The sequence below is a fragment of the Brevibacterium daeguense genome, from assembly GCF_021729135.1.
In the GTDB taxonomy this organism is placed as follows: Bacteria; Actinomycetota; Actinomycetes; order Actinomycetales; family Brevibacteriaceae; genus Brevibacterium; species Brevibacterium daeguense.
The window spans coordinates 309,617-327,796 of the sequence record NZ_JAJTWW010000004.1 but is presented as its reverse complement, the minus strand read 5'-3'; the positions used below and the strand labels follow the sequence as shown (position 1 = coordinate 327,796).

The window sequence follows — 18,180 nt, the reverse complement described above, 5'->3', positions numbered from 1 at the left end:
TGCTCGGCCCGCTCCCGGGTCCGAACGGTGCAACGAGAGAAGGAACTGACATGAAGAAGTTCGCCGCCCTGTCCGGAATAGTCCTGATCGCCGGCCTGGCCCTCACCGGCTGCGAAAGCGCGACCGGTGGGTCCGACGTAGCTTCGGACTGCGAACCGCGGTTCGAGTTCGAGACCATCAATGACGGACAGCTCACGATTTCGATCCCCGACCTCGTCCCCTTCTCGGCCTACAACAACGGCAACCCGGAAGGCGTCGACGTGGAGGTCGCGAAGAACCTCGCTGAAGCCAACTGTCTGACCGTCAACTGGCAGCAGGCGAATTACGCAGGCGCGGTGCCGTCGGTGTCGAACGGCAGGGCCGACCTGACCCTCGGGTGCTTCTACCGCACGGAGGAGCGCGCACAGGTCGCGGCTCTGACTGCGCCGATCTACACGGATTCGATGGCCTCGATCTCGAAGGACGGTGTCGACTCGATCCCGGACATGGAGTCGATGAAGGTCGGCACGGTGGACGGCTATCTCTGGGTGCAGGACATGAAGGACGTGATGGGCGACAACCTCACCATCTACCCTTCGTCCGTGGAGATGGAGGCTGACCTGGAGGCCGGTCGCATCGATGTGGGCCTCGACAGCTTCGGCGCCGCCCAGGCTCGTCACCAGGACGACGATTACACAATCGCCGAAGTCCAGAAAGACGAGCGTGTCGCGGCCTCCATCGAACCTGCTCAGATCGGCTTCCCCATGACCAAGGACAACTCGGCGATGCTCGAGGCCTTCGACACGCTGATCAACGAGATGCACGAGGACGGGACGATCGCCCAGATCCTCGCTGACAACGGCCTCCCCGAGAGCGCCGCGGACACGGGCGAACCGCGGTTGATCGGTTGACCCGGCGGCCAGCAGGCGCGCATGTCCTACCCGTGAAGGAGTTCGAGTGATTGAGAATCCGCAGGACCGACTGCCAGGACGCCGCGAGGTTGTCCGCGTCCGCAACCTCGCGAAGTCGTTCGGTGAGAACACCGTGCTGTCCGACGTCAACCTGACTGTTCTCGAGGGGACCGTGACCGCCATGATCGGTCCCTCGGGGGCAGGCAAATCGACCGTTCTCAGATGCATGAATTTGCTGGAGCGGCCGGACTCGGGCACGATCGAGATCGACGGGCATGTCATCGACGCCGAGAGGAGATTCAGCAATAGGGAGCTCTTCGCGCTTCGCCGCAGCGCGGGCATGGTGTTCCAGCACTTCAACCTGTTTCCTCATATGACTGTCCTGCGGAATGTCTCGCTGCCCCAGCAGCGCGTCCTGGGACGTTCGAAGGGGGAGGCGGACGAGCGTGCAATGGCGCTCCTGACTCGCATGGGGCTGGCCGACAAGGGGGAGCAGTATCCCAACCGGTGCTCCGGCGGCCAGCAGCAGCGAATCGCGATCGCGAGAGCCCTCGCCCTCGATCCCAAGGTGATGCTCTTCGACGAGCCCACCTCGGCGCTGGACCCGGAGGTGGGACTGGAGGTCCTCGAGGTGATGAAGGAGCTCGCTGCATCCGGTATGACGATGATCGTCGTCACGCACGAGATGTCGTTCGCCCGGAGCGTCTCCGAAGACCTCATCGTCATGGCTGACGGCGGAATCATCGAGCAGGGCGATCCGAAGAGGATCATGGCCGAACCATCACACCCGCGCACGCAGGAGTTCCTGCGCGCAGTGCTGCAGAGGTGACGGCATGCTGCTGACGGTCCTTGCAGGAATACCACTGACCATCTCGGTGACTGCTGTTGCTCTGGTGATCGGCACGATCGGCTCGTTGCCGCTCCTGTTCGGCATCCTGTCGGGCAACCGGCTGGTGTGGCTGATCGCGCGGGGAATCATCGATCTGTGCCGCGGGATCCCGATCGTCGTGTGGATGTTCATCCTCTTCTACGGCGTGACCATCGGGGGCACAAAGCTGTCCGCGTTCGGAGCAGCCGTGCTGGGACTGGGCATCGTGTCAGCCGCCTACCTCGCGGAGATCTTCCGCGGTGCGATCTCTTCGGTGGCGGCCGGCCAGTACGAGGCAGCCAGAGCGCTCGGGATGACACCACGAGCGGTATGGGGCGACATCGTGGGCCCGCAGGCGTGGCGGGTCGCGATCCCGGGCTACACCACGTACGGAATCGGACTGCTCAAGGACTCCTCGATCGCGTCGACGATCGGCGTGGCGGAGATGGTCTTCAGGTCGAACTCCTATGCGCGCACCACAGGTGAGGGGATCACGGTGTTCCTTGTCGCTGCGGCGATCTACGTCATCGTCAGTGTGCCCGTCGGAGTGCTGTCCAGGAAGGCCGACGAGAAGCTCAGTGCGGTGGTGGCGAGATGACGTTCTTCACGGATGCCGCGGCATTCCTGCCGGTGCTGCTGAACGGCCTGCAGGTCAGCGCGATCCTCACTCTGCTGTCGCTGCTGTTCGGTCTCCCGCTGGCCGGCGTGCTCGCCTTCGGGATCATGTCCAAGAACCGGGTGGCGCGCCTGATCGCCATCGCGATCGTCGAGGTGGGCCGAGGTGCCCCGGCGCTGGTGCTCCTGCAGCTCATGTACTTCGGGCTGCCGGACGTCGGGATCACCCTGTCGGCGCTTGCCTCGGCTACGGTGGCGCTCACATGGACGACCGCTGCATATTGCGCCGAATACCTCCGAGGAGGACTGTCCGCGGTTCCAGCGGGCGAGATCGAGGGCTCTCAAGCCCTCGGCATGACCACCGCCGACACTCTGCGGTACATCATCATCCCGCAGGGCTGGCGGATCGCCCTGCCGTCGCTGATGGGATTCGCGGTGATCCTGTTCCAGGCGACGTCGCTTGCGTACACGGTCACTGTGCAGGAGATGATGAGCCAGGCGTACTCGCTGGGCGCCTCGACCTTCAAGTACCTGACGGTCTTCGTGCTTGCCGGCCTGCTCTACGCGGTCATCTCCATCCCGGCGACGTGGCTCTCCGTTCTCCTGGAGAAGCGGATGGCGCGGCATCTGTAGGCGCTGCGCAATCCTCGGGCTTGCCCCGGAGCACGAGAGTCAGTGCGACGGCGAGCGACGCGGAGGCAAGGACAATCAGGAGCCATCATGCAGGTAGTAGTCGTCGGAGCCGGGATCGTCGGCCTTGCCACCGCGTATCACCTCCACCGCGGGGGAGCCGAGGTCACGGTGCTCGACCGGTCCGGTGTTGCCGGGGGTGCGAGCTGGGGCAACGCGGGCTGGGTCTGCCCGGGACTCGTGGCGCCGCTGGCGGAGCCCGGCGGGTGGCGACACGGGCTGCGCGCGCTCACCGACGCCAACGCTCCCCTGGCCGTCCCGAAGCTCACACCGGAGGTCGCCGACTTCCTCGCTCGGTTCGCAGGGCAGATGACTCCCCGCCGATTCGCCGCCTCCATCGCTGCCAACGCGGAGCTGACCCGCGAGGCGATTCCGGCCTTCGAGCGGCTGGCCTCCGCGGGCGTCAGCGCGCCGCTGATTCGCGCCGACTACGTGATCGGTGCCGATTCCGAGGCCACGGTCGAGGCGTTCCGAAAGGAGGTCGGGCAGATCTCCGCCGCCGGGGTGGACGTCGGAGTTCGCGACGCCTCCGCTTCGGAGTTCCCCTACTTCTCCGATCGCGTGAAGCACGCGCTGACGATCACCGGCCAGGCCTACATCGATCCCGGGGCCTACTGCGCGGACCTGGCTCGCGTGGTCCGTGAGGCTGGGGTCGATCTCCGAGAAGGTGTGGAGGTGGCATCCGGGCACTCCGGCACCTCGAGGATCAGCCTGATCGACGCTCGCGGTGAGTCGTATACCGCCGATGCCGTGGTCGTCGCGGCGGGCGCCTGGTCGAACCAGGTGCTGGGCCGGGTCTTCGGAGCCGGAACTCGCATCCGTCAGACCAGCGGTCGCGGGTACTCGTTCACCGTCGAGGTGGACCCGGGTCACCTGCCCGCCGGTCCCGTCTACCTACCGGAGCAGCGGACCGTGCTGACGCCCTACAGAACCGGAGTGCGGGTCGCAGGCACCATGGAGTTCCTGCCGCCCGACGCGCCTCTTCGCCCGGAGCGGATCACATCGATCTCGTCTGCACTCGCGCCGTTCGTCGAGGGTCTCGACCTCGGAAATTCGACAGATCATTGGGTGGGACCGCGACCGGTGAGTCCGAACAGCCGACCGATACTCGACAGGGTCGATGATCGCGGGTACGTCGTCTCAGGACACGGAATGTGGGGGCTGGTGCTCGGCCCGATCACCGGAGAGCGGATCGCGGGGCGCGTCCTCGAGGATGCCAGGAGGACGTCGTGACGCTGTGGGGTGTGGCGCGATGAAGCTCACGCCGGCCGAGCTTCATCGCCTCTGTGCGGACGCGGCCCGAGGCGCCGGCGCCTCGGCCGAGCACGCCGAGTGGCTGGCAGCGGCGACCGTCCACGCGGAGAGGCGGCGCCATCCCGCCGTCGGCGTCGTCCACCTCTTCGACTACCTGGCAGGGCTGAGGTCGGGCGCCGTCGACGGTGGGGCGGAACCGGTTGTGGAGAGGAACGGCGCGATCGTGCAGGTGGACGCTGGAGAGGGCATTGCCCAGACAGCGTTCCACCGGGCCCTGCCACTTCTCCGGGAGGTCCTGGCGGACCAGGGGACCGCCGTGATGGCGATGCGCAACTCCTACACGGTCGGAGAGCTCGGGTACTACACGTCGTGCCTGGCGTTGGAGGGGGTTGTAGCGTTGGCCGTTTCCAACTCGCCGGCACTCGTCGCGCTGGGTGAGTCGGGTCGACCAGTCGTTGGAACTAATCCGATGTCGTTGGCCGCGCCGGCAGATGATGGACTCCCCCTCGTGATCGATCAAGGGGTCAGCTACGCCGCGTACGTCTCTGTCCGGGACGCCGCAGCACGCGGCGAGCGGATTCCCGAGGGCTGGGCCGTGGATGAGAATGGTCGGCCGACCACGGATGCGAAAGCAGCACTCACTGGAGCACTGCTGCCGATCGCGGGTCACAAGGGCGCAAACCTCGGCCTGCTGGTGGAGGTGCTGGCGGGCTTGGCCGGAGGGAACTGGTCAGTGAATGCACCGAGCTTCGAGGAAGGCGCTCGAAGCCCCGGCGTCGGAATGTTCCTCATAGCGATCGACCCCCGTCGGTTCGGGGGCGATTTCACAGCACGCCTGGGCGCTCACCTCCGGACGCTCGGCGGCGAGTATGGGGTGTACGTCCCGGGACGCCGCTCTGCCTCCTCCACTGGAGGAGACCCACTCGACATCGATGACGAGCTCGTTGCCGCGCTTCGGTCAGCAGTCGGCTGACGGGCGCTGACCTCCCTGCTGAGCTCGCAGCCGCGTGTGGTCGGCTTTGCCCCGGGCAGCACCGCCTCGAACCTGGTCGCCTTCCTTGCCCGAGGCGATGTCCGACCTCGGTCCCGGTTTGCTCAGTGACCATGCCCCTCCGGTTCCGGCAGGTCCCCGAACCGCTGATCCGTTTCCAGCGCGCGCGGGCTGAAGGTGAACCAGTCGACCCACGAATGGTTGTTGCCCGGACCCCAGTCAGAGAAGGCTTCGCCATAGATGTCGACGAGCAGCTCGAACCTATATTTCGCGTCTGCGTCCTCGTCGAGGTAGCGCAACGGCACGGCCATGCACGGCTCGGTGTACACGAGATCACCGGGACGGATCCCCTGCCCCATCGTGTAGATCCTCTCCGCGCTCCGCAGCACGCCGTCGATTCTCACAGTGACGCCGAGCGCGACCTTGACGGATTGCGTTGCGACCACGGTGCCCTTGTTGCCGACAGCGCCGCTGACGCACACGGATCGGGTTCCATGATCGACCCGCACTCTGAACCGGTAGCTGGCGTACAGGTCGACATAGCTGGGTTCCCAGTACATCTCCCAGTTCTGCTGTTGGATCATCCCACCGTAAGGATTCGTGAACGGCATGATCATCCCCTCCTTGCTCTCCTCGCTGAAGAATCGTCCTGCTGTGGCGCCCGGTCTGCGTTTTCATGCGATCGCCCCAATCGCCTCTCGCGCCCGCTGGCCGGCGATCTCCCGCGCCACCCGCTTGGCGATCTTGCCGACGTAGCCGGTGATGCCGGGTCGGGCGACGTAGCCGACGAACCGCAGGCCGGGGAGCACCTCGGCGCCGGTGCGCTCGAGGGGCATCCCGCGCTCGGTCAGCACGCCGAGTCCGCCGACGAGGTCCTCCAGACCTGTCGTGTACCCGGTGGCCAGAACGACCACATCAGCACGGATCCGTCGGCCGTCGGCCACGATCACGCTGTCACCGTCCAGGCCGACAACCGCGGGGACACACTCGATGGCGCCGCTGCGGATCGCGTCGATGACCACCGGATCGACGACGGCGGGACCGGGTCCATCGACTTTGAGATTTGTCATCGCCCCCGTCGTCGGTGCCGGCAGACCATATGCGCTCAGGTCGCCGACCACCCGCCGCTGCATGGCGAACATCAGCCGGTCCACGAACCCGGGCGGCAGGCGGAGGAACAGCGGGACCGGCAGATCACCGGGCACCCCGTTGATCTCTCGGAACAGGATGTTGGGCGGCGTGCGCACCGAGAGCAGCACGCGGCCGGCACCTCCGGATGCCAGCTGGTAGGCGATCTCCATCCCGGACGAACCCGCCCCGACGACGACCACTGTCTTGCTCTCGAAAGGGGCTGGGCCGCGGTAGCGCGAGGAGTGCAGGATCGCGCCGGTGAACGACCGCTCATCGGCCCAGGCCGGCAGCCTCGGCCGGGCGAAAGCGCCGGTGGCGGTGACGACGTGCCGGGCACGCCGTTCGCCATCGGCCGCACGATCACCCTGTGCAACCGTGCTGATGGTCCAGTCGCCGTTCACGGCAGGACGGATGCGCGTCGCCTCCACCCCGGTCTCCACCGTGACCCCGCGTTCGGCCGCGTAGCGCCGAAGGTAGCTCACGTACTGGTCACGCGTGGGGAACTGGCCGAACTCGCGCGGGAATGGAGCACCGGGCAGGGCGGAGCTGCGGCGGGACGTGTTGAAACGCAGCCCGTCATAGCGCCCTGCCCATGCGGCACCGATCTGCGGACCGCGCTCGAGCACCACGGCAGGCACGCCGCGGGCAGTGAGCTCGGCCGCCGTCGCCAGGCCGGACGGTCCTGCGCCGACGATGACGACGCTGTCGGTGGTGTCCATGGGTCTGCTCCTCTCACTTGTCTTTGGTCTCACTCGGCTGTGATCGTGCCTCGTCTCCCGGCCTCCGCGAGGTTCGAACCGCGGGGCCACGAACCGCACCGGGGGCGCGAACCGGCTCCACCGCCTCGGGTTCACCTCCGCGCTTGGAGCACCAGGTTGAACGGACTGTCGGCCGCCCGGCGCACCTCCCCGAAGCCGGCCTCGCCCAGCACCGCACGCAGCCGTCGTTCCCCTGCCTGCCCGCCGAGGGCGGTGCCGACCGGCTGCGACAGGGAGTTGGCGGTGCACATCGTGGTCGAGGCGGCGTAGCCGATGGGTGCCGCCGGATTGCTGAGATTCGCGGCGAGGTCGTCAGCGGCCTGCGGCTCGACGAGGAGCAGCGAGCCTCCAGGGGCGAGGGCGCGGAGAGCGTGCGCCGCCGCGCCCACCGGATCGCCGAGGTCGTGGAAGGTGTCGAAGAAGGTCACGAGGTCGTAGTCCCGGCCGGGATACCCGCTGCTGTCGTCGACCTCGAACGCCACCCGGTCGGCCACGCCGGCAGCAGAGGCCTGCTGCCGGGCCGCCTCGATCGACGGCTCGTGCGGGTCGAACCCGATGAACCGCGACCGCGGGAACGCTTCGGCGAGGATGATGAGAGCAGCGCCCTGGCCCGTGCCCACGTCGGCGACCTTCGCGCCGGCGGCGAGCGCCTCGGCGACGCCGTCGAGAGCAGGAATCCACTCCGTGACCAGGTGGGCCCGGTACTGTCCTCCCCAGAACCGGGCCGTGGCCGCGAACACCATCGGATCGTGCTCGCCCCACGGGATCCCCTCCCCGGAGCGGAACGCGTGCAGCACCGCGTCGAGGTCCCGGAACATGCTGCCGGCGGTCATGCACGCGCCGACCAGCGCCGGGTCGGTGAGCACGGCGGCCCGCACCTGCGGCAGCGAGAAGGTCTCGTCAGCCGGGTCGTAGGCGAGGACCCCTGCCGCGGTCTGCTGGGCCAGCCACTCCCGGACATATCGTTCGCTGCAGCCCGCGTGTTCCGCGAGCCGCGATGAGGTCACCGGACCGGCGTCGGCCAGGGCCTGATAGAGCCCGAGGCGGTCGCCGACGAGGATCATCGCGGTCGTCGCGGTGGCGGTTGCCTGCATCAGCAGCTCCTGCGCGTGCTGCGCGACTGCGGCATCAAGGTCATGGGCGGTCATGGCGACTCCTCTGTCGTTGCTTGCGTCCACTGTCCTCGCAGGCGCTTTCACGGACCTTTCACGTGGACGTGCGCGCCCTTTTCGCCTGCGGCCCTCCCAACCGGCCCCGCCACTCTCCCGCCGCGCCCCGGCGAGCACCTCCCACCGCGCACCGCGGAGCACCTCCCGATGCGCCCCCACCGCGCACCTTCACCGCGCCGAGCCCGCGATGGACAATGGAGTCATGGCGGAGCCGCCCGTGGACATCGGCGTCCTGGGCCCGCTGGAGATCCGGCGGGCCGGGGCGCGCGTTGAGCTGCGCGGAGCGCGGCCGCGGACCGCCCTCGCCGCGCTCGTGATCCAGGCTCCCCACCCGCTCTCCGTCGACGCCCTCATCGACGCCGTGTGGGGCGAACACGTCCCCGACCACCCGCGCGGCGCTGTGCACACCGTCGTGTCCCGGCTGCGCGGCGTCCTCGGCGCCGATGCCGTGCAGGCCGGGCCCGCCGGATACTGCCTCGCCCTGCCCGCGGAGGCGGTCGACGCCGCCCGCTTCGAAGCCCTCCGCCGCCGAGCCGCAGACCGCACCCCGTCCGGGGCGGCAGCCCTGCTCGACGAGGCCGTGGCGCTGTGGCGCGGCCCCGCCTATGCCGAGTTCGCCGACCGTCCCTTCGCGATCGCCGAAGCCGCCCGGCTCGAGGAGCTGCGCATGAAGACCGTCGAGGAGCGGGCGGTCGTGTCGCTCGAACTCGGCAGCGCCGCCGAGGCGGTCGTCCCCCTGCGGCGCCTCGTGGCCGAGCAGCCGGTGCGTGAACACGCCCACGGCCTGCTCATGACCGCGCTCTACCGCTGCGGTCGACCCGCCGAGGCGCTCGACCAGTACCAGCTGCTGCGCCGCACCCTGGCCGAGGAGCTCGGCCTCGACCCCTCGCCGGCGCTGCGCGACCTGCAGCTGCGCATCCTCGGCCACGACCTGCCGCTGCGCTCACCCTCGCCGACATCTGACGCGACGCCGCCCGCCGGGGAATCCGCCACCCGCGCATTCCTCGGCGCGACCGGTGCCTTCATCGGAAGGGAAGCGGACATCGATGACCTGGTGGCCGCCGTTGCCGTCCACCGCCTGGTGTGCATCACCGGGCCCGGCGGGGTCGGCAAGACCCGCCTCGTCGCCGAGGCGCTGCCGGAGCTCACCCGACGGCTCGGCAGACCGGCCGCGGTGGTCGAGCTCGACGATGCCGCCCCCGGGCAGGTCGCGGCCCGAGTCGCGTCCGTGCTCGGGCTGGGCACGGCGCTCGGGCCACGGCCCGCGGTGCTGGAATACCTCTCCGCCTCGGCCCTCATCCTGGTCCTCGACGGCTGTGAGCGAGTGCTCACCGAGGTCCAGAGCCTCGTCGAGGCGGTCCGGCGCACGGCGGCGCGGGTGCACATCGTCGTCACCAGCCGACAATCCCTGAGTCCCGGCGTCGAACAGGTGATCCCCCTCGCTCCGCTGCCGGCGCCCGACGCCGCCGAGGCGCCGGAACGGGCCGCCCTGGCCCCGGCGACACGGCTGTTCGCCGACCGACTGCGTCGGCTGCGGCCAGGGGCGGATCTCACGGCGCCGGTGCTGGCGATGATCGGCGAGCTGTGCCGCCGCCTCGACGGCCTTCCCCTGGCACTGGAGCTGGCCGCCGCGCAGGCGGCCGTGCTCGGTGTCCGGTCCGTCCTCGACGAGCTCGACGCGGGTCACGACCCTGCCGACGGCGTGCGCGGATCGCTGCGATCGGTCGTCGCGCGCTCGCACAATCTCCTGTCGGCCCCTGATCGCGCCCTCCTCGGCCGGCTGTCGGTCTTCGTCGGCGCCTTCGACCTCACCGACGCCGAGCAGGTCGCACCGACCGGATCGGCGGCCCGCGCCGGCCTCTCCCGACTGGTCCGCGCCTCGCTGGTGGTTCCGGTCGACGACGGAGCAGGGATGCGCCATCGCCTTCTCGGCATCGTTCGGGCCTTCGCCGCGGAACACGCCGATGCCGCCGCGCCCGGCATGTACTGGCAGTGGGCGGCCGACTGCAGCGAGCGGTGGGCGGCGGAGGCAGTCGGGCCCCGCTGTGAGGAGGCGCTGACCCGGCTCGATCGTGCTCGTGCGGACCTCGCTTCCGCCGCCTCCTCTGCACTGATCGCCGGACGGGTCACATCGGCCGCGCGGATCGTCGGGCACCTCGGCCTGTGCACCCACTGGGTTCCCGGACCGGCCCTGGCCGAGGTGATGCTGCAGGTCGGCGAGCATCCCGACCTCCCCGGCGCACCAGCTGAAGCACTGGCCCTGGGCGCCGCTGCGCTCGCCGCCGTCGAACGCGGGGATCTCGCCCGGGCGAACCGCCTCGGAATCGACGCCGAGCGCGCTGCCCGGACCCCGCGCGAACGGTTCCTCGCGCTGACGTCGCTGAGCATCGCTGCCGTGTATGCCGGAACCCGGGATGCCGCGACCCGGAACTGGCGGCAGGTGCTCGCGATCGCGGGACTCGACGACGGGTACCGGGTCGACGCCCACGGTGCCCTGGCACTGGTGCTCGCCGCCGCCGGCGAGCTCCGCGAGGCCGACGAGCAGGCCGCCGCCGCACGCGAGGCGGCCGAGCGCAGCGGTGCGACGGCGCGGATCGCGTTCGCGCTCTACGCCAGCGGCGAGGTGCTGCTCATCACCGATCCGGAGGCCGCCGCGGAAGTCCTGCGGGAGGCGGCGCGGCTGGCAGATCGGGTGCGTGCCGAGCAGATCTCAGGCGTCGCCCGGGTGGCGCTGCTCTCCGTGCTGACCCGCAGCGGGCGGACGCGGGAAGCGGCCGACCTGGCACGCATCCTGCTCGGCCTGCAACAGCGGAGTGGTCACTGGCCGCAGCTGTGGACCACGCTGCGGATCCTCGCCGAGTCGTTCGCTGCGGCAGGCCGCCTCGAATCTGCGGAACTGGTGTTGGCCGCCGCCGAGGCCGCAGCATCGGCGCCCGGGCTGGCTGGTGGAGACATCGAACGCTACCGGCGGCTCCGGGAGCGGGTGCGCGCGGGACTCGGGCCCGACCGTGCGAACCGGATCGATTCCGTCGCGCGGCTCCTCCCGCGCACGGAGGTGCTCGCTCGCGCACGCGATGCTGCCGAGGAGCTGCTGACGTAGGCAACCGGGTCAGCCTGAAACGTCTCAGATGACGGGTGGCACATCTCGAAAACCGGACCGCCGCGTACACTCTTTCGGAGCCGTTCTGCGCCTGCCGTCCGCAGGTCCGTTGACCCGTTCAGAACCAGAGGAGAACCATGTCCGAGACCACCACCGAGCTGCCGGCGGAGCAGGCGAAGAAGACCGAGCGCAGCGGCTACATCGCCGTCCTCGTCTTCCCCGTCCTCATCATCATCGGCGGACTCGTCGGCTACTTCGCGGCCGGACCGGTCTCCTCGGCCAGCGGTCTCGTGAATCCCCTGCTCGGCATCGTCATGTTCACCATGGGCCTGACCCTGCGCCCGGTCGACTTCGCGCTGGTGTTCAAGCGCCCGCTGCCCGTGATCCTGGGCGTCATCGCCCAGTACGTGATCATGCCGCTGATGGCCCTGTTCGTCGTCTTCCTGCTCCAGCTGCCCCCGGAGATCGCCGCCGGCGTCATCCTGGTCGGCTGTGCTCCGGGCGGCACAGCTTCGAACGTGGTCGCCTTCCTCGCCCGCGGCGACGTCGCCCTGTCGGTGACGATGACCTCGGTCTCGACGCTGCTGGCTCCGCTGCTCACCCCGATGCTCACCCTGTGGCTGGCCGGGCAGTACATGCCGCTCGATGCCTCCGGCATGGCGCTGACCATCGTGCAGATCGTGCTCGTGCCGGTTGTCCTCGGCATCGTGGTCGGCCGCCTGCTGCCGGGGCTCGTCAAGGGCCTGTCCCCGATCCTGCCGTGGCTGTCCACGCTGACGATCGCCATCATTGTGGCCATCGTGGTCTCCGGCAGTGCCGACAAGATCATCGAGGCCGGCCTGCTGGTGCTTGCCGCCGTCATCCTCCACAACCTCTTCGGCATGGCTCTGGGCTACAGCGCCGCGGCGCTGTTCAAGCTCCCGGTCCCGGTCAAGCGCACGACCGCCATCGAGGTGGGAATGCAGAACTCCGGCCTGGCCGCGGGACTTGCGGCTCAGTACATGAACCCGCTCGCGGCGCTGCCCGGCGCGGTGTTCTCCGTCTGGCACAACGTCTCCGGCGCCATCTTCGCGACGGTGTGCCGCACCATCGATCAGCGGAAGAAGGCCCGCGAACCCGAGCCGGTCGCCGTCAGCTGACTTGGCTGAGCATCCCGTAGTGAGGCATCAGCGCCGAAGTGGGAGTCAGCCGCCGGAACCGCACCAGGAGGGCAGCCGAATATGATTCAACGACCAGCCCATCGTGGCCGAGGGGAGGAGCCCCGTGAGGAGCGCGCCTCTCGGTTGGAAGGGGCCGCGGCATTTCAGGCCGCTTTCCTCATGGAGGGCAGGGATCTGAAGTCGGTCATCGACAAGGTCCGGGAAAAAGTCCCCGGCTTCACGGAGGAGCAGTACCGCGCAGCGGTCGGCAGGGGGTTCGCGACCGCGATCCGGCGTCGACGGGAGCAGCGGCGATACCGGGAGGAATTCGCCGCCCGAGCGAGGGCAGAGCCGCTGTTCCACGCCGTGTTCATGCTTCGGCACTTCACCGACCGTCCTCTCGGCAGCCCAGACCGCTTGGGGCCCTTCAATGTCTACGAGGTGCTCGGTGACCTCCACCCACCCAAAGCAATCGAGGAGGCGATTGCCGCTGCTGATGGCCTGTTGGAGGCTGGGAGGCGCTGCGACCTGTCCGAGACCGACGCTGTCCAACGACTCAGCCGGGAACACCCTGGGTTCATCAAGCGGGACTACATTGAGGCGGTTGAATACGGCTGGTTTCTCAGCCGGTAGCCGCCCGGAGAGAACCATGCCGATCATGTCAGCGATCGAGAGCGCGGTCTGCCGCAGCGCGGCCTGGAGATCGTTCGCTCGTCGAGGCGTCCTCCCGTGGGCACTTGACGGTCACGCGCTGCATGGTGATGTGCTCGAGGTCGGAGGAGGCAGTGGAGCCATGGCGGCAGGGGTCGCGCGTGCTAATCCCGAAGTACAGCTCACTGTGACCGACGTCGACGACGCGATGGTTGAGTCTGCGCGTACGCGGCTCGCAGCACACCGCAATGTGACCGTCCAGGCAGCTGACGTCACGGCGCTCCCGTTCGACAGCGGCACCTTCGATGCGGTGACGTCGTTCCTGATGCTGCACCACGTCGTCGACTGGCGCGCCGCGGTTGCCGAGGTGAAGCGCGTTCTCAAGCCCGGTGGTGCGTTCATCGGCTACGACCTCACAGACACGCGTCTGGCCCACTGGGTTCATCGGGCAGACGGCTCACCGCACCGCATCCTCGCACCTGAGGAACTGAAGCATGCGCTGAGGGCAGACGGATTCACAGGCATCACCGTGAGCACGGCGTTCTGCGCTCACCTGATGCGGTTCTACGCCTGCAGCCCAGCTGCGAAGTCATAGTGCGATGAGGGCTCTGCCCGCCCGCCCTACTCAGGTGAAGCCGGCGACCGCTTCATCGCTCGTCAGCACGGTCGCGCCGATGCTCGTGATCTCGTCCAGGCCGCGCTGGTACACGCCGCTGACGGCGTCGCTGATCAGAATCGTTCCGAAGTCGCGTTCGCCGGCCTCGTAGAGGCTGGTGCGCGGACAGTTCGGGAAGTTGCAGCCGACGAACACGACGTCCTCGATCTCCAGCCCCCGCAGGTGATTCTCCAGCGCGGTGCCGTAGAACGCGCCCCAGCGGGGCTTGTACATGAACCATTCCGTAGGCCCGATCTGCTGCAACCGCCCGCTGAGCAGGACCTCGGGATCGAGAGCTGGTGCCCGAGGCGGCAGCAGTTCCGGCGCGACCTGGCTTCCCCTCGTACCCGGGCGAACAATGCTCGCCGACGTCACTGCCGACCGGCGCACCGCCTCGGCATTGGAGCCATCGGGCAGGTACAGGCGGACGACATGGATGATCGGCCGACCTGTGACCCGGAATGCCTCGGCCACCCGGCTCATCGCCGGAACGCACTCGGCCGTCCCGGAGATTGTGGCCGACCCAGCGATGAAGTCCTGCTGGACATCGATGGTGAGCAGCGCCGATCTGCTGAACATCTCCATCTGCTCCTTGAGCGGCGGTCGGGCCCTGATTCGGGGCGGCCGGTGATTCGATCGCCTCTCCTTCGAAGATTCCCGGCCGGCTTGATTCATGTCAAGGAGACCTCGGCCGATCCTTCGTACATTGAGGGTGTCATCAAGAAGACCCCGACGAAAGGAATGAGGAAGACCATGACTGCCTCGACCCCCACCCTGAAGACCACCACCCTGCGTTCGGACGAGTTCTCCTGCCCGTCGTGCATCCAGAAGATCGAGACCAAGCTCAACGGACTCGAAGGCGTGGAGTCGGCCGAGGTGAAGTTCTCCTCCGGCCGGATCATCGCCCAACACGATCCTCAGAAGGTGTCGGTGCGCGACCTCGTGAACGCTGTCGCGGAGGTCGGCTACACCGCGAAGCCGTCCGCGATCTGACGCAGACCCCATCGCTCGGCGTGGCCCGCTGAGACCTCGCTGAGGCAACGTGACCCGCCGCATCTGCCCAACGGCTGATGCGGCGGGTCTGTGCGTGGATGGGCCGATTCGGCGGTCGAACAGCAGTGCAATGCTGATCGACCGCTGATGGTCATAACCGCCGAAGGTCATCGGGGAGGTGACAGCATCAAGGGCGGCATTCTTCCCTCTCTGCGCTGTCCCTCGAACTCTCTACACTTGTGGCAAGTGACTGGGAGCTTCCATCCGGGCTCCCGGCGGGATACCGACAGCGCGGAGGATGTTCAATGACGAACTCAGACCTCGACCCGAATCTCTCGCATACCAGGGGCCCCACGGAAACGCAGTTCCTGGAGCAGACGATCCCCGAGAACCTGGCCGCCACTGCGGAGCGCTTCGGGGACCGCGAGGCGCTCGTCGACGTCCGTGCCGGCCGCCGGTGGACCTACAGCGAGTTCCGCAGGGACGTCCGGCAGCTGGCCTCCGGTTTGCACCGCCTCGGCATGCGCAAGGGGGACCGGCTCGGGATCTGGTCACCCAACCGCTGGGAATGGACGATGGTGCAGTACGCGACCGCGGAACTCGGCGTCATCCTCGTCAACATCAACCCGGCCTATCGCGGTCACGAACTCGAGTACGTGCTCAATCAAGCGTCCATCCGTGCCGTCGTCGCCGCGTCCCGATTCAAGGATTCCGACTACGCTGCGATGCTCGACCAGGTGAGGCCCAGCTGCCCGGCACTCGAATTCGTCGTGCTGTTCGGAGATGAGACCTGGGAGTCGCTGATGTCGGAGCCGGTCGACTCAGGCGTGCTCGCGGAGGTCGGCACCGGCCTGGAGCCGAACGACCCCATCAACATCCAGTACACCTCGGGCACCACCGGCTTCCCCAAGGGCGCGACGCTCTCGCACCGCAATATCCTCAACAACGGCTTCAACACCGGTGAGCTGATTCACTACACCGAAGCTGATCGCGTGTGCATCCCGGTTCCCTTCTATCACTGCTTCGGCATGGTGATGGGCAACCTCGCGTGCACCTCGCACGGGTCGACGATGATCATCCCGGCGGAGGCGTTCGAACCGCGGGCAACCCTCCGGGCCGTGCAGGCTGAGAAATGCACGAGCCTCTACGGCGTGCCGACCATGTTCATCGCCGAACTTGCGCTCGACGACTTCGATTCCTACGACCTGGCCACGCTGCGAACCGGCATCATGGCCGGTTCGCCATGCCCCTCGACGACCATGCGCGAGGTCATCGAGCGCATGAATATGTCGGAGGTGTCGATCTGCTACGGAATGACCGAGACCTCCCCGGTATCGACACAGACCCGAACCGACGATTCACTCGACCGCCGTGTCGGCACCGTCGGCCGGGTCGGCCCGCACCTGGAGATCAAGATCGTCGATCCGGTGACCGGGGAGACCCTCCCGCGGGGCAGAGCCGGGGAGTTCTGCACCAAGGGCTACTCGGTGATGCTCGGCTATTGGGAGCAGCCGGACAAGACCGCAGAGGCGATCGTCGATGGATGGATGAAGACCGGCGACATCGGGGTCATGGATGCTGACGGCTACGTCGAGATCACCGGCCGGATCAAGGACATGGTGATCCGCGGGGGCGAGAACATCTACCCGCGCGAGATCGAGGAGTTCCTCTACATCCACCCCGACATCGTCGACGCACAGGTGATCGGAGTCCCGGACGACAAGTACGGCGAGGAGCTCATGGCGTGGGTGAGGCTCAAGCCGGGGGCTGCGGAATTGACCGCCGAGAAGCTGCACGAGTTCGCCAACGGCAGACTCGCGCGCCACAAGATCCCCAAGTACGTCCACGTCGTCGACGAATTTCCGATGACCGTGACCGGCAAGATCCGCAAGGTCGAAATGCGCGAGAAAGCCATCCAGATGCTCGATACGTGATCCGCGTCAGGCGCGAGGGGCGCCGCCTTCCCGTGGCTGAAAGTGGCCGGTTCGGGACATCGTCACGGGAAGTACAGCAGGGTCACGGGAGATACAGCAGGTTCTGCGGATAGGAAGGAGGCTGCATGGCCAGGTCCGTAGTCATCTGCGGGGCCGGCATCGCCGGACTGTCCCTGGCCCACGAGCTGGTGCGTCACCGCTGGGACGTCACCATCGTGGAGCGCGCGCCGGGCCCGCGCGAACAGGGCTACATGATGGACTTCTTCGGGCCCGGCTACGTGGCGGCCGAGCGGATGGGAATCCTCGACCGCCTCCGCGAGCTGAGCTACGACGTGAAGGCCCTCGCATACGTGGATCACCGTGGCCGCACCCGTGCCGGCCTCAGCTACGCGAAGTTCTCGCAGGCGCTCGACGGGCGACTGCTCAGCATCATGCGACCGGACCTGGAGCGGGCGCTCCGGGCAGCCGTCGGCAGCGGAGCCGATATCCGCTACGGGCGAACCGTTTCGGGCTTCTCCGAGGAGGGCGACGGGGTTGCGGTCGAGCTCGACGACGGCTCACGCCGTCACGTGGACCTGCTCGTCGGCGCCGACGGTATCCACTCCCGCATCCGCAGCCTGCTGCTCGGCACGAATCAGCTCCGCTACCTGGGGCTCCACACCGCGGCCTTCATCTTCTCCGACCCGGCGGTGCACGCGGCCCTGGGCTCCCGGTTCGTGATGACCGACACGGTGGACCGCGTCATCGGGCTCTACGGGCTGCGCGAGGGCCGAGTGGCGGCCTTCGCGGCGCACACGAGCGCCGAGCAGGCGCTGCCGGACGATCCGCGAGCGGCGCTCCTGGACCGGTACGCAGGGCTGGGCTGGGTGATTCCCCACGCGCTGGAGCAGTGTCCCCCGAACGACGAGCTCTACTACGACCAGGTCGCCCAGGTGGAACTGCCCCGCTGGCACCGCGGACATGTGGCCCTGCTCGGCGACTCCTGCCAGGCGGTGTCTCTCCTGGCCGGACAGGGCGCCTCGCTGGCGGTCGCCGGGGCCCATCTGCTTGCCGGGCACCTCGCCTCGGCCCCGTCGGTGCCGGTCGCGCTGGCCCGGTACGAACGGCAGTGGCGGCCCGTCGTCACCGCGCGTCAGGAAGCGAGCCGGCGAGGCGCCGAATGGTTCCTCCCGCTGTCCCAGGCGCGTCGGCGGCAACGGCTCCTCATGCTGCGCCTGATGAACCTGCCCGGACTCAACCGACTGCTGGCGGGCGGGCTCGTGGGCCGCACCCGGTTGAGGACGTGAATCCCGCGCGGTCTTCCAGGACTTGATCCGCGTCAAGGTGGAATCCCATGCCGGGC

The 18,180-nt window shown here is 68.2% G+C and carries 17 protein-coding genes; 13 read left to right on the top strand and 4 right to left on the bottom strand.

The window, feature by feature from the left end; genetic code table 11:
* The first annotated feature begins 50 nt into the window (after positions 1 to 50).
* The 6 genes from LXN01_RS06350 (at position 51) to LXN01_RS06325 (ending at position 5,290) form a co-directional block, all read left to right on the top strand.
* Complete coding sequence (locus LXN01_RS06350; protein ID WP_236863774.1) at positions 51 to 890, top strand: substrate-binding periplasmic protein; 840 nt, start codon at positions 51 to 53, stop codon at positions 888 to 890.
* A gap of 49 nt (positions 891 to 939) precedes the next feature.
* Entirely contained in the window at positions 940 to 1,719 is a 780-nt protein-coding gene (locus tag LXN01_RS06345) for an amino acid ABC transporter ATP-binding protein (protein WP_425547658.1), read from the top strand.
* Positions 1,720 to 1,723: 4 nt separating this feature from the next.
* A complete protein-coding gene (locus LXN01_RS06340) occupies positions 1,724 to 2,356 on the top strand; it encodes an amino acid ABC transporter permease (protein ID WP_236863773.1) in 633 nt (210 codons plus the stop codon).
* The gene (locus tag LXN01_RS06335) at positions 2,353 to 3,006 is read left to right on the top strand and encodes an amino acid ABC transporter permease (protein WP_236863772.1); all 654 of its coding nucleotides are present in this window, start codon (positions 2,353 to 2,355) and stop codon (positions 3,004 to 3,006) included. The genes LXN01_RS06340 and LXN01_RS06335 overlap by 4 nt, the downstream gene beginning before the upstream one ends.
* 87 nt (positions 3,007 to 3,093) lie before the next feature.
* Positions 3,094 to 4,296, top strand: coding sequence for an NAD(P)/FAD-dependent oxidoreductase (locus LXN01_RS06330; protein ID WP_236863771.1), 1,203 nt, complete (start codon positions 3,094 to 3,096; stop codon positions 4,294 to 4,296).
* 19 nt (positions 4,297 to 4,315) lie between these two features.
* Positions 4,316 to 5,290 (top strand): Ldh family oxidoreductase, encoded by a 975-nt coding sequence (locus LXN01_RS06325; protein ID WP_236863770.1) that lies wholly within the window; start codon positions 4,316 to 4,318, stop codon positions 5,288 to 5,290.
* A 122-nt stretch (positions 5,291 to 5,412) separates the two neighbouring features.
* Here LXN01_RS06325 and LXN01_RS06320 read toward each other — a convergent pair whose 3' ends face one another.
* The 3 genes from LXN01_RS06320 to LXN01_RS06310 all read right to left on the bottom strand — a co-directional run bounded on the left by LXN01_RS06320 (position 5,413) and on the right by LXN01_RS06310 (position 8,345).
* Positions 5,413 to 5,919 (bottom strand): hypothetical protein, encoded by a 507-nt coding sequence (locus tag LXN01_RS06320; RefSeq protein ID WP_236863769.1) that lies wholly within the window; start codon positions 5,917 to 5,919, stop codon positions 5,413 to 5,415.
* Positions 5,920 to 5,982: 63 nt separating this feature from the next.
* Positions 5,983 to 7,158 carry a flavin-containing monooxygenase gene (locus LXN01_RS06315; RefSeq protein ID WP_236863768.1) on the bottom strand — a complete coding sequence of 392 codons (1,176 nt, stop codon included), beginning with the start codon at positions 7,156 to 7,158 and terminating at the stop codon, positions 5,983 to 5,985.
* A 131-nt stretch (positions 7,159 to 7,289) separates the two neighbouring features.
* Complete coding sequence (locus tag LXN01_RS06310) at positions 7,290 to 8,345, bottom strand: class I SAM-dependent methyltransferase (protein WP_236863767.1); 1,056 nt, start codon at positions 8,343 to 8,345, stop codon at positions 7,290 to 7,292.
* 223 nt (positions 8,346 to 8,568) lie between these two features.
* Between LXN01_RS06310 and LXN01_RS06305 the strand changes: the two genes are divergently transcribed.
* The 4 genes from LXN01_RS06305 (at position 8,569) to LXN01_RS06290 (ending at position 13,851) form a co-directional block, all read left to right on the top strand.
* On the top strand, positions 8,569 to 11,466 hold the full coding sequence (locus LXN01_RS06305; RefSeq protein ID WP_236863766.1) for an AfsR/SARP family transcriptional regulator: 2,898 nt from the start codon (positions 8,569 to 8,571) through the stop codon (positions 11,464 to 11,466).
* Between the two features lie 137 nt (positions 11,467 to 11,603).
* The gene (locus LXN01_RS06300; protein WP_236863765.1) at positions 11,604 to 12,605 is read left to right on the top strand and encodes a bile acid:sodium symporter family protein; all 1,002 of its coding nucleotides are present in this window, start codon (positions 11,604 to 11,606) and stop codon (positions 12,603 to 12,605) included.
* Between the two features lie 144 nt (positions 12,606 to 12,749).
* Entirely contained in the window at positions 12,750 to 13,238 is a 489-nt protein-coding gene (locus tag LXN01_RS06295) for a hypothetical protein (RefSeq protein WP_236863764.1), read from the top strand.
* Positions 13,239 to 13,254: 16 nt separating this feature from the next.
* The gene (locus LXN01_RS06290) at positions 13,255 to 13,851 is read left to right on the top strand and encodes a class I SAM-dependent methyltransferase (RefSeq protein WP_336885235.1); all 597 of its coding nucleotides are present in this window, start codon (positions 13,255 to 13,257) and stop codon (positions 13,849 to 13,851) included.
* Between the two features lie 30 nt (positions 13,852 to 13,881).
* Here LXN01_RS06290 and LXN01_RS06285 read toward each other — a convergent pair whose 3' ends face one another.
* Entirely contained in the window at positions 13,882 to 14,490 is a 609-nt protein-coding gene (locus LXN01_RS06285; RefSeq protein WP_236863762.1) for a cysteine hydrolase family protein, read from the bottom strand.
* A 174-nt stretch (positions 14,491 to 14,664) separates the two neighbouring features.
* Here LXN01_RS06285 and LXN01_RS06280 point away from each other — a divergent pair, with 174 nt between their 5' ends.
* From LXN01_RS06280 to LXN01_RS06270, 3 genes are all read left to right on the top strand, one after another.
* Entirely contained in the window at positions 14,665 to 14,904 is a 240-nt protein-coding gene (locus LXN01_RS06280; RefSeq protein ID WP_236863761.1) for a heavy-metal-associated domain-containing protein, read from the top strand.
* 305 nt (positions 14,905 to 15,209) lie between these two features.
* Entirely contained in the window at positions 15,210 to 16,838 is a 1,629-nt protein-coding gene (locus LXN01_RS06275) for an AMP-binding protein (protein ID WP_236863760.1), read from the top strand.
* Positions 16,839 to 16,963: 125 nt separating this feature from the next.
* Positions 16,964 to 18,124, top strand: a complete 1,161-nt coding sequence (locus tag LXN01_RS06270) for an FAD-dependent oxidoreductase (protein ID WP_236863759.1) — start codon at positions 16,964 to 16,966, stop codon at positions 18,122 to 18,124.
* Positions 18,125 to 18,180 lie beyond the last annotated feature (56 nt).

Bases quoted from the DNA above. Each gene is read 5' to 3' on its own strand.
- LXN01_RS06305 (WP_236863766.1), top strand. From the start codon at position 8,569: ATGGCGGAGCCGCCCGTGGACATCGGCGTCCTGGGCCCGCTGGAGATC.
- LXN01_RS06350 (WP_236863774.1), top strand. From the start codon at position 51: ATGAAGAAGTTCGCCGCCCTGTCCGGAATAGTCCTGATCGCCGGCCTG.
- LXN01_RS06325 (WP_236863770.1), top strand. From the start codon at position 4,316: ATGAAGCTCACGCCGGCCGAGCTTCATCGCCTCTGTGCGGACGCGGCC.
- LXN01_RS06280 (WP_236863761.1), top strand. From the start codon at position 14,665: ATGACTGCCTCGACCCCCACCCTGAAGACCACCACCCTGCGTTCGGAC.
- LXN01_RS06340 (WP_236863773.1), top strand. From the start codon at position 1,724: ATGCTGCTGACGGTCCTTGCAGGAATACCACTGACCATCTCGGTGACT.
- LXN01_RS06320 (WP_236863769.1), bottom strand. From the start codon at position 5,919: ATGCCGTTCACGAATCCTTACGGTGGGATGATCCAACAGCAGAACTGG.
- LXN01_RS06300 (WP_236863765.1), top strand. From the start codon at position 11,604: ATGTCCGAGACCACCACCGAGCTGCCGGCGGAGCAGGCGAAGAAGACC.
- LXN01_RS06310 (WP_236863767.1), bottom strand. From the start codon at position 8,345: ATGACCGCCCATGACCTTGATGCCGCAGTCGCGCAGCACGCGCAGGAG.
- LXN01_RS06330 (WP_236863771.1), top strand. From the start codon at position 3,094: ATGCAGGTAGTAGTCGTCGGAGCCGGGATCGTCGGCCTTGCCACCGCG.
- LXN01_RS06315 (WP_236863768.1), bottom strand. From the start codon at position 7,158: ATGGACACCACCGACAGCGTCGTCATCGTCGGCGCAGGACCGTCCGGC.
- LXN01_RS06285 (WP_236863762.1), bottom strand. From the start codon at position 14,490: ATGTTCAGCAGATCGGCGCTGCTCACCATCGATGTCCAGCAGGACTTC.
- LXN01_RS06290 (WP_336885235.1), top strand. From the start codon at position 13,255: ATGCCGATCATGTCAGCGATCGAGAGCGCGGTCTGCCGCAGCGCGGCC.
- LXN01_RS06335 (WP_236863772.1), top strand. From the start codon at position 2,353: ATGACGTTCTTCACGGATGCCGCGGCATTCCTGCCGGTGCTGCTGAAC.
- LXN01_RS06270 (WP_236863759.1), top strand. From the start codon at position 16,964: ATGGCCAGGTCCGTAGTCATCTGCGGGGCCGGCATCGCCGGACTGTCC.
- LXN01_RS06275 (WP_236863760.1), top strand. From the start codon at position 15,210: ATGACGAACTCAGACCTCGACCCGAATCTCTCGCATACCAGGGGCCCC.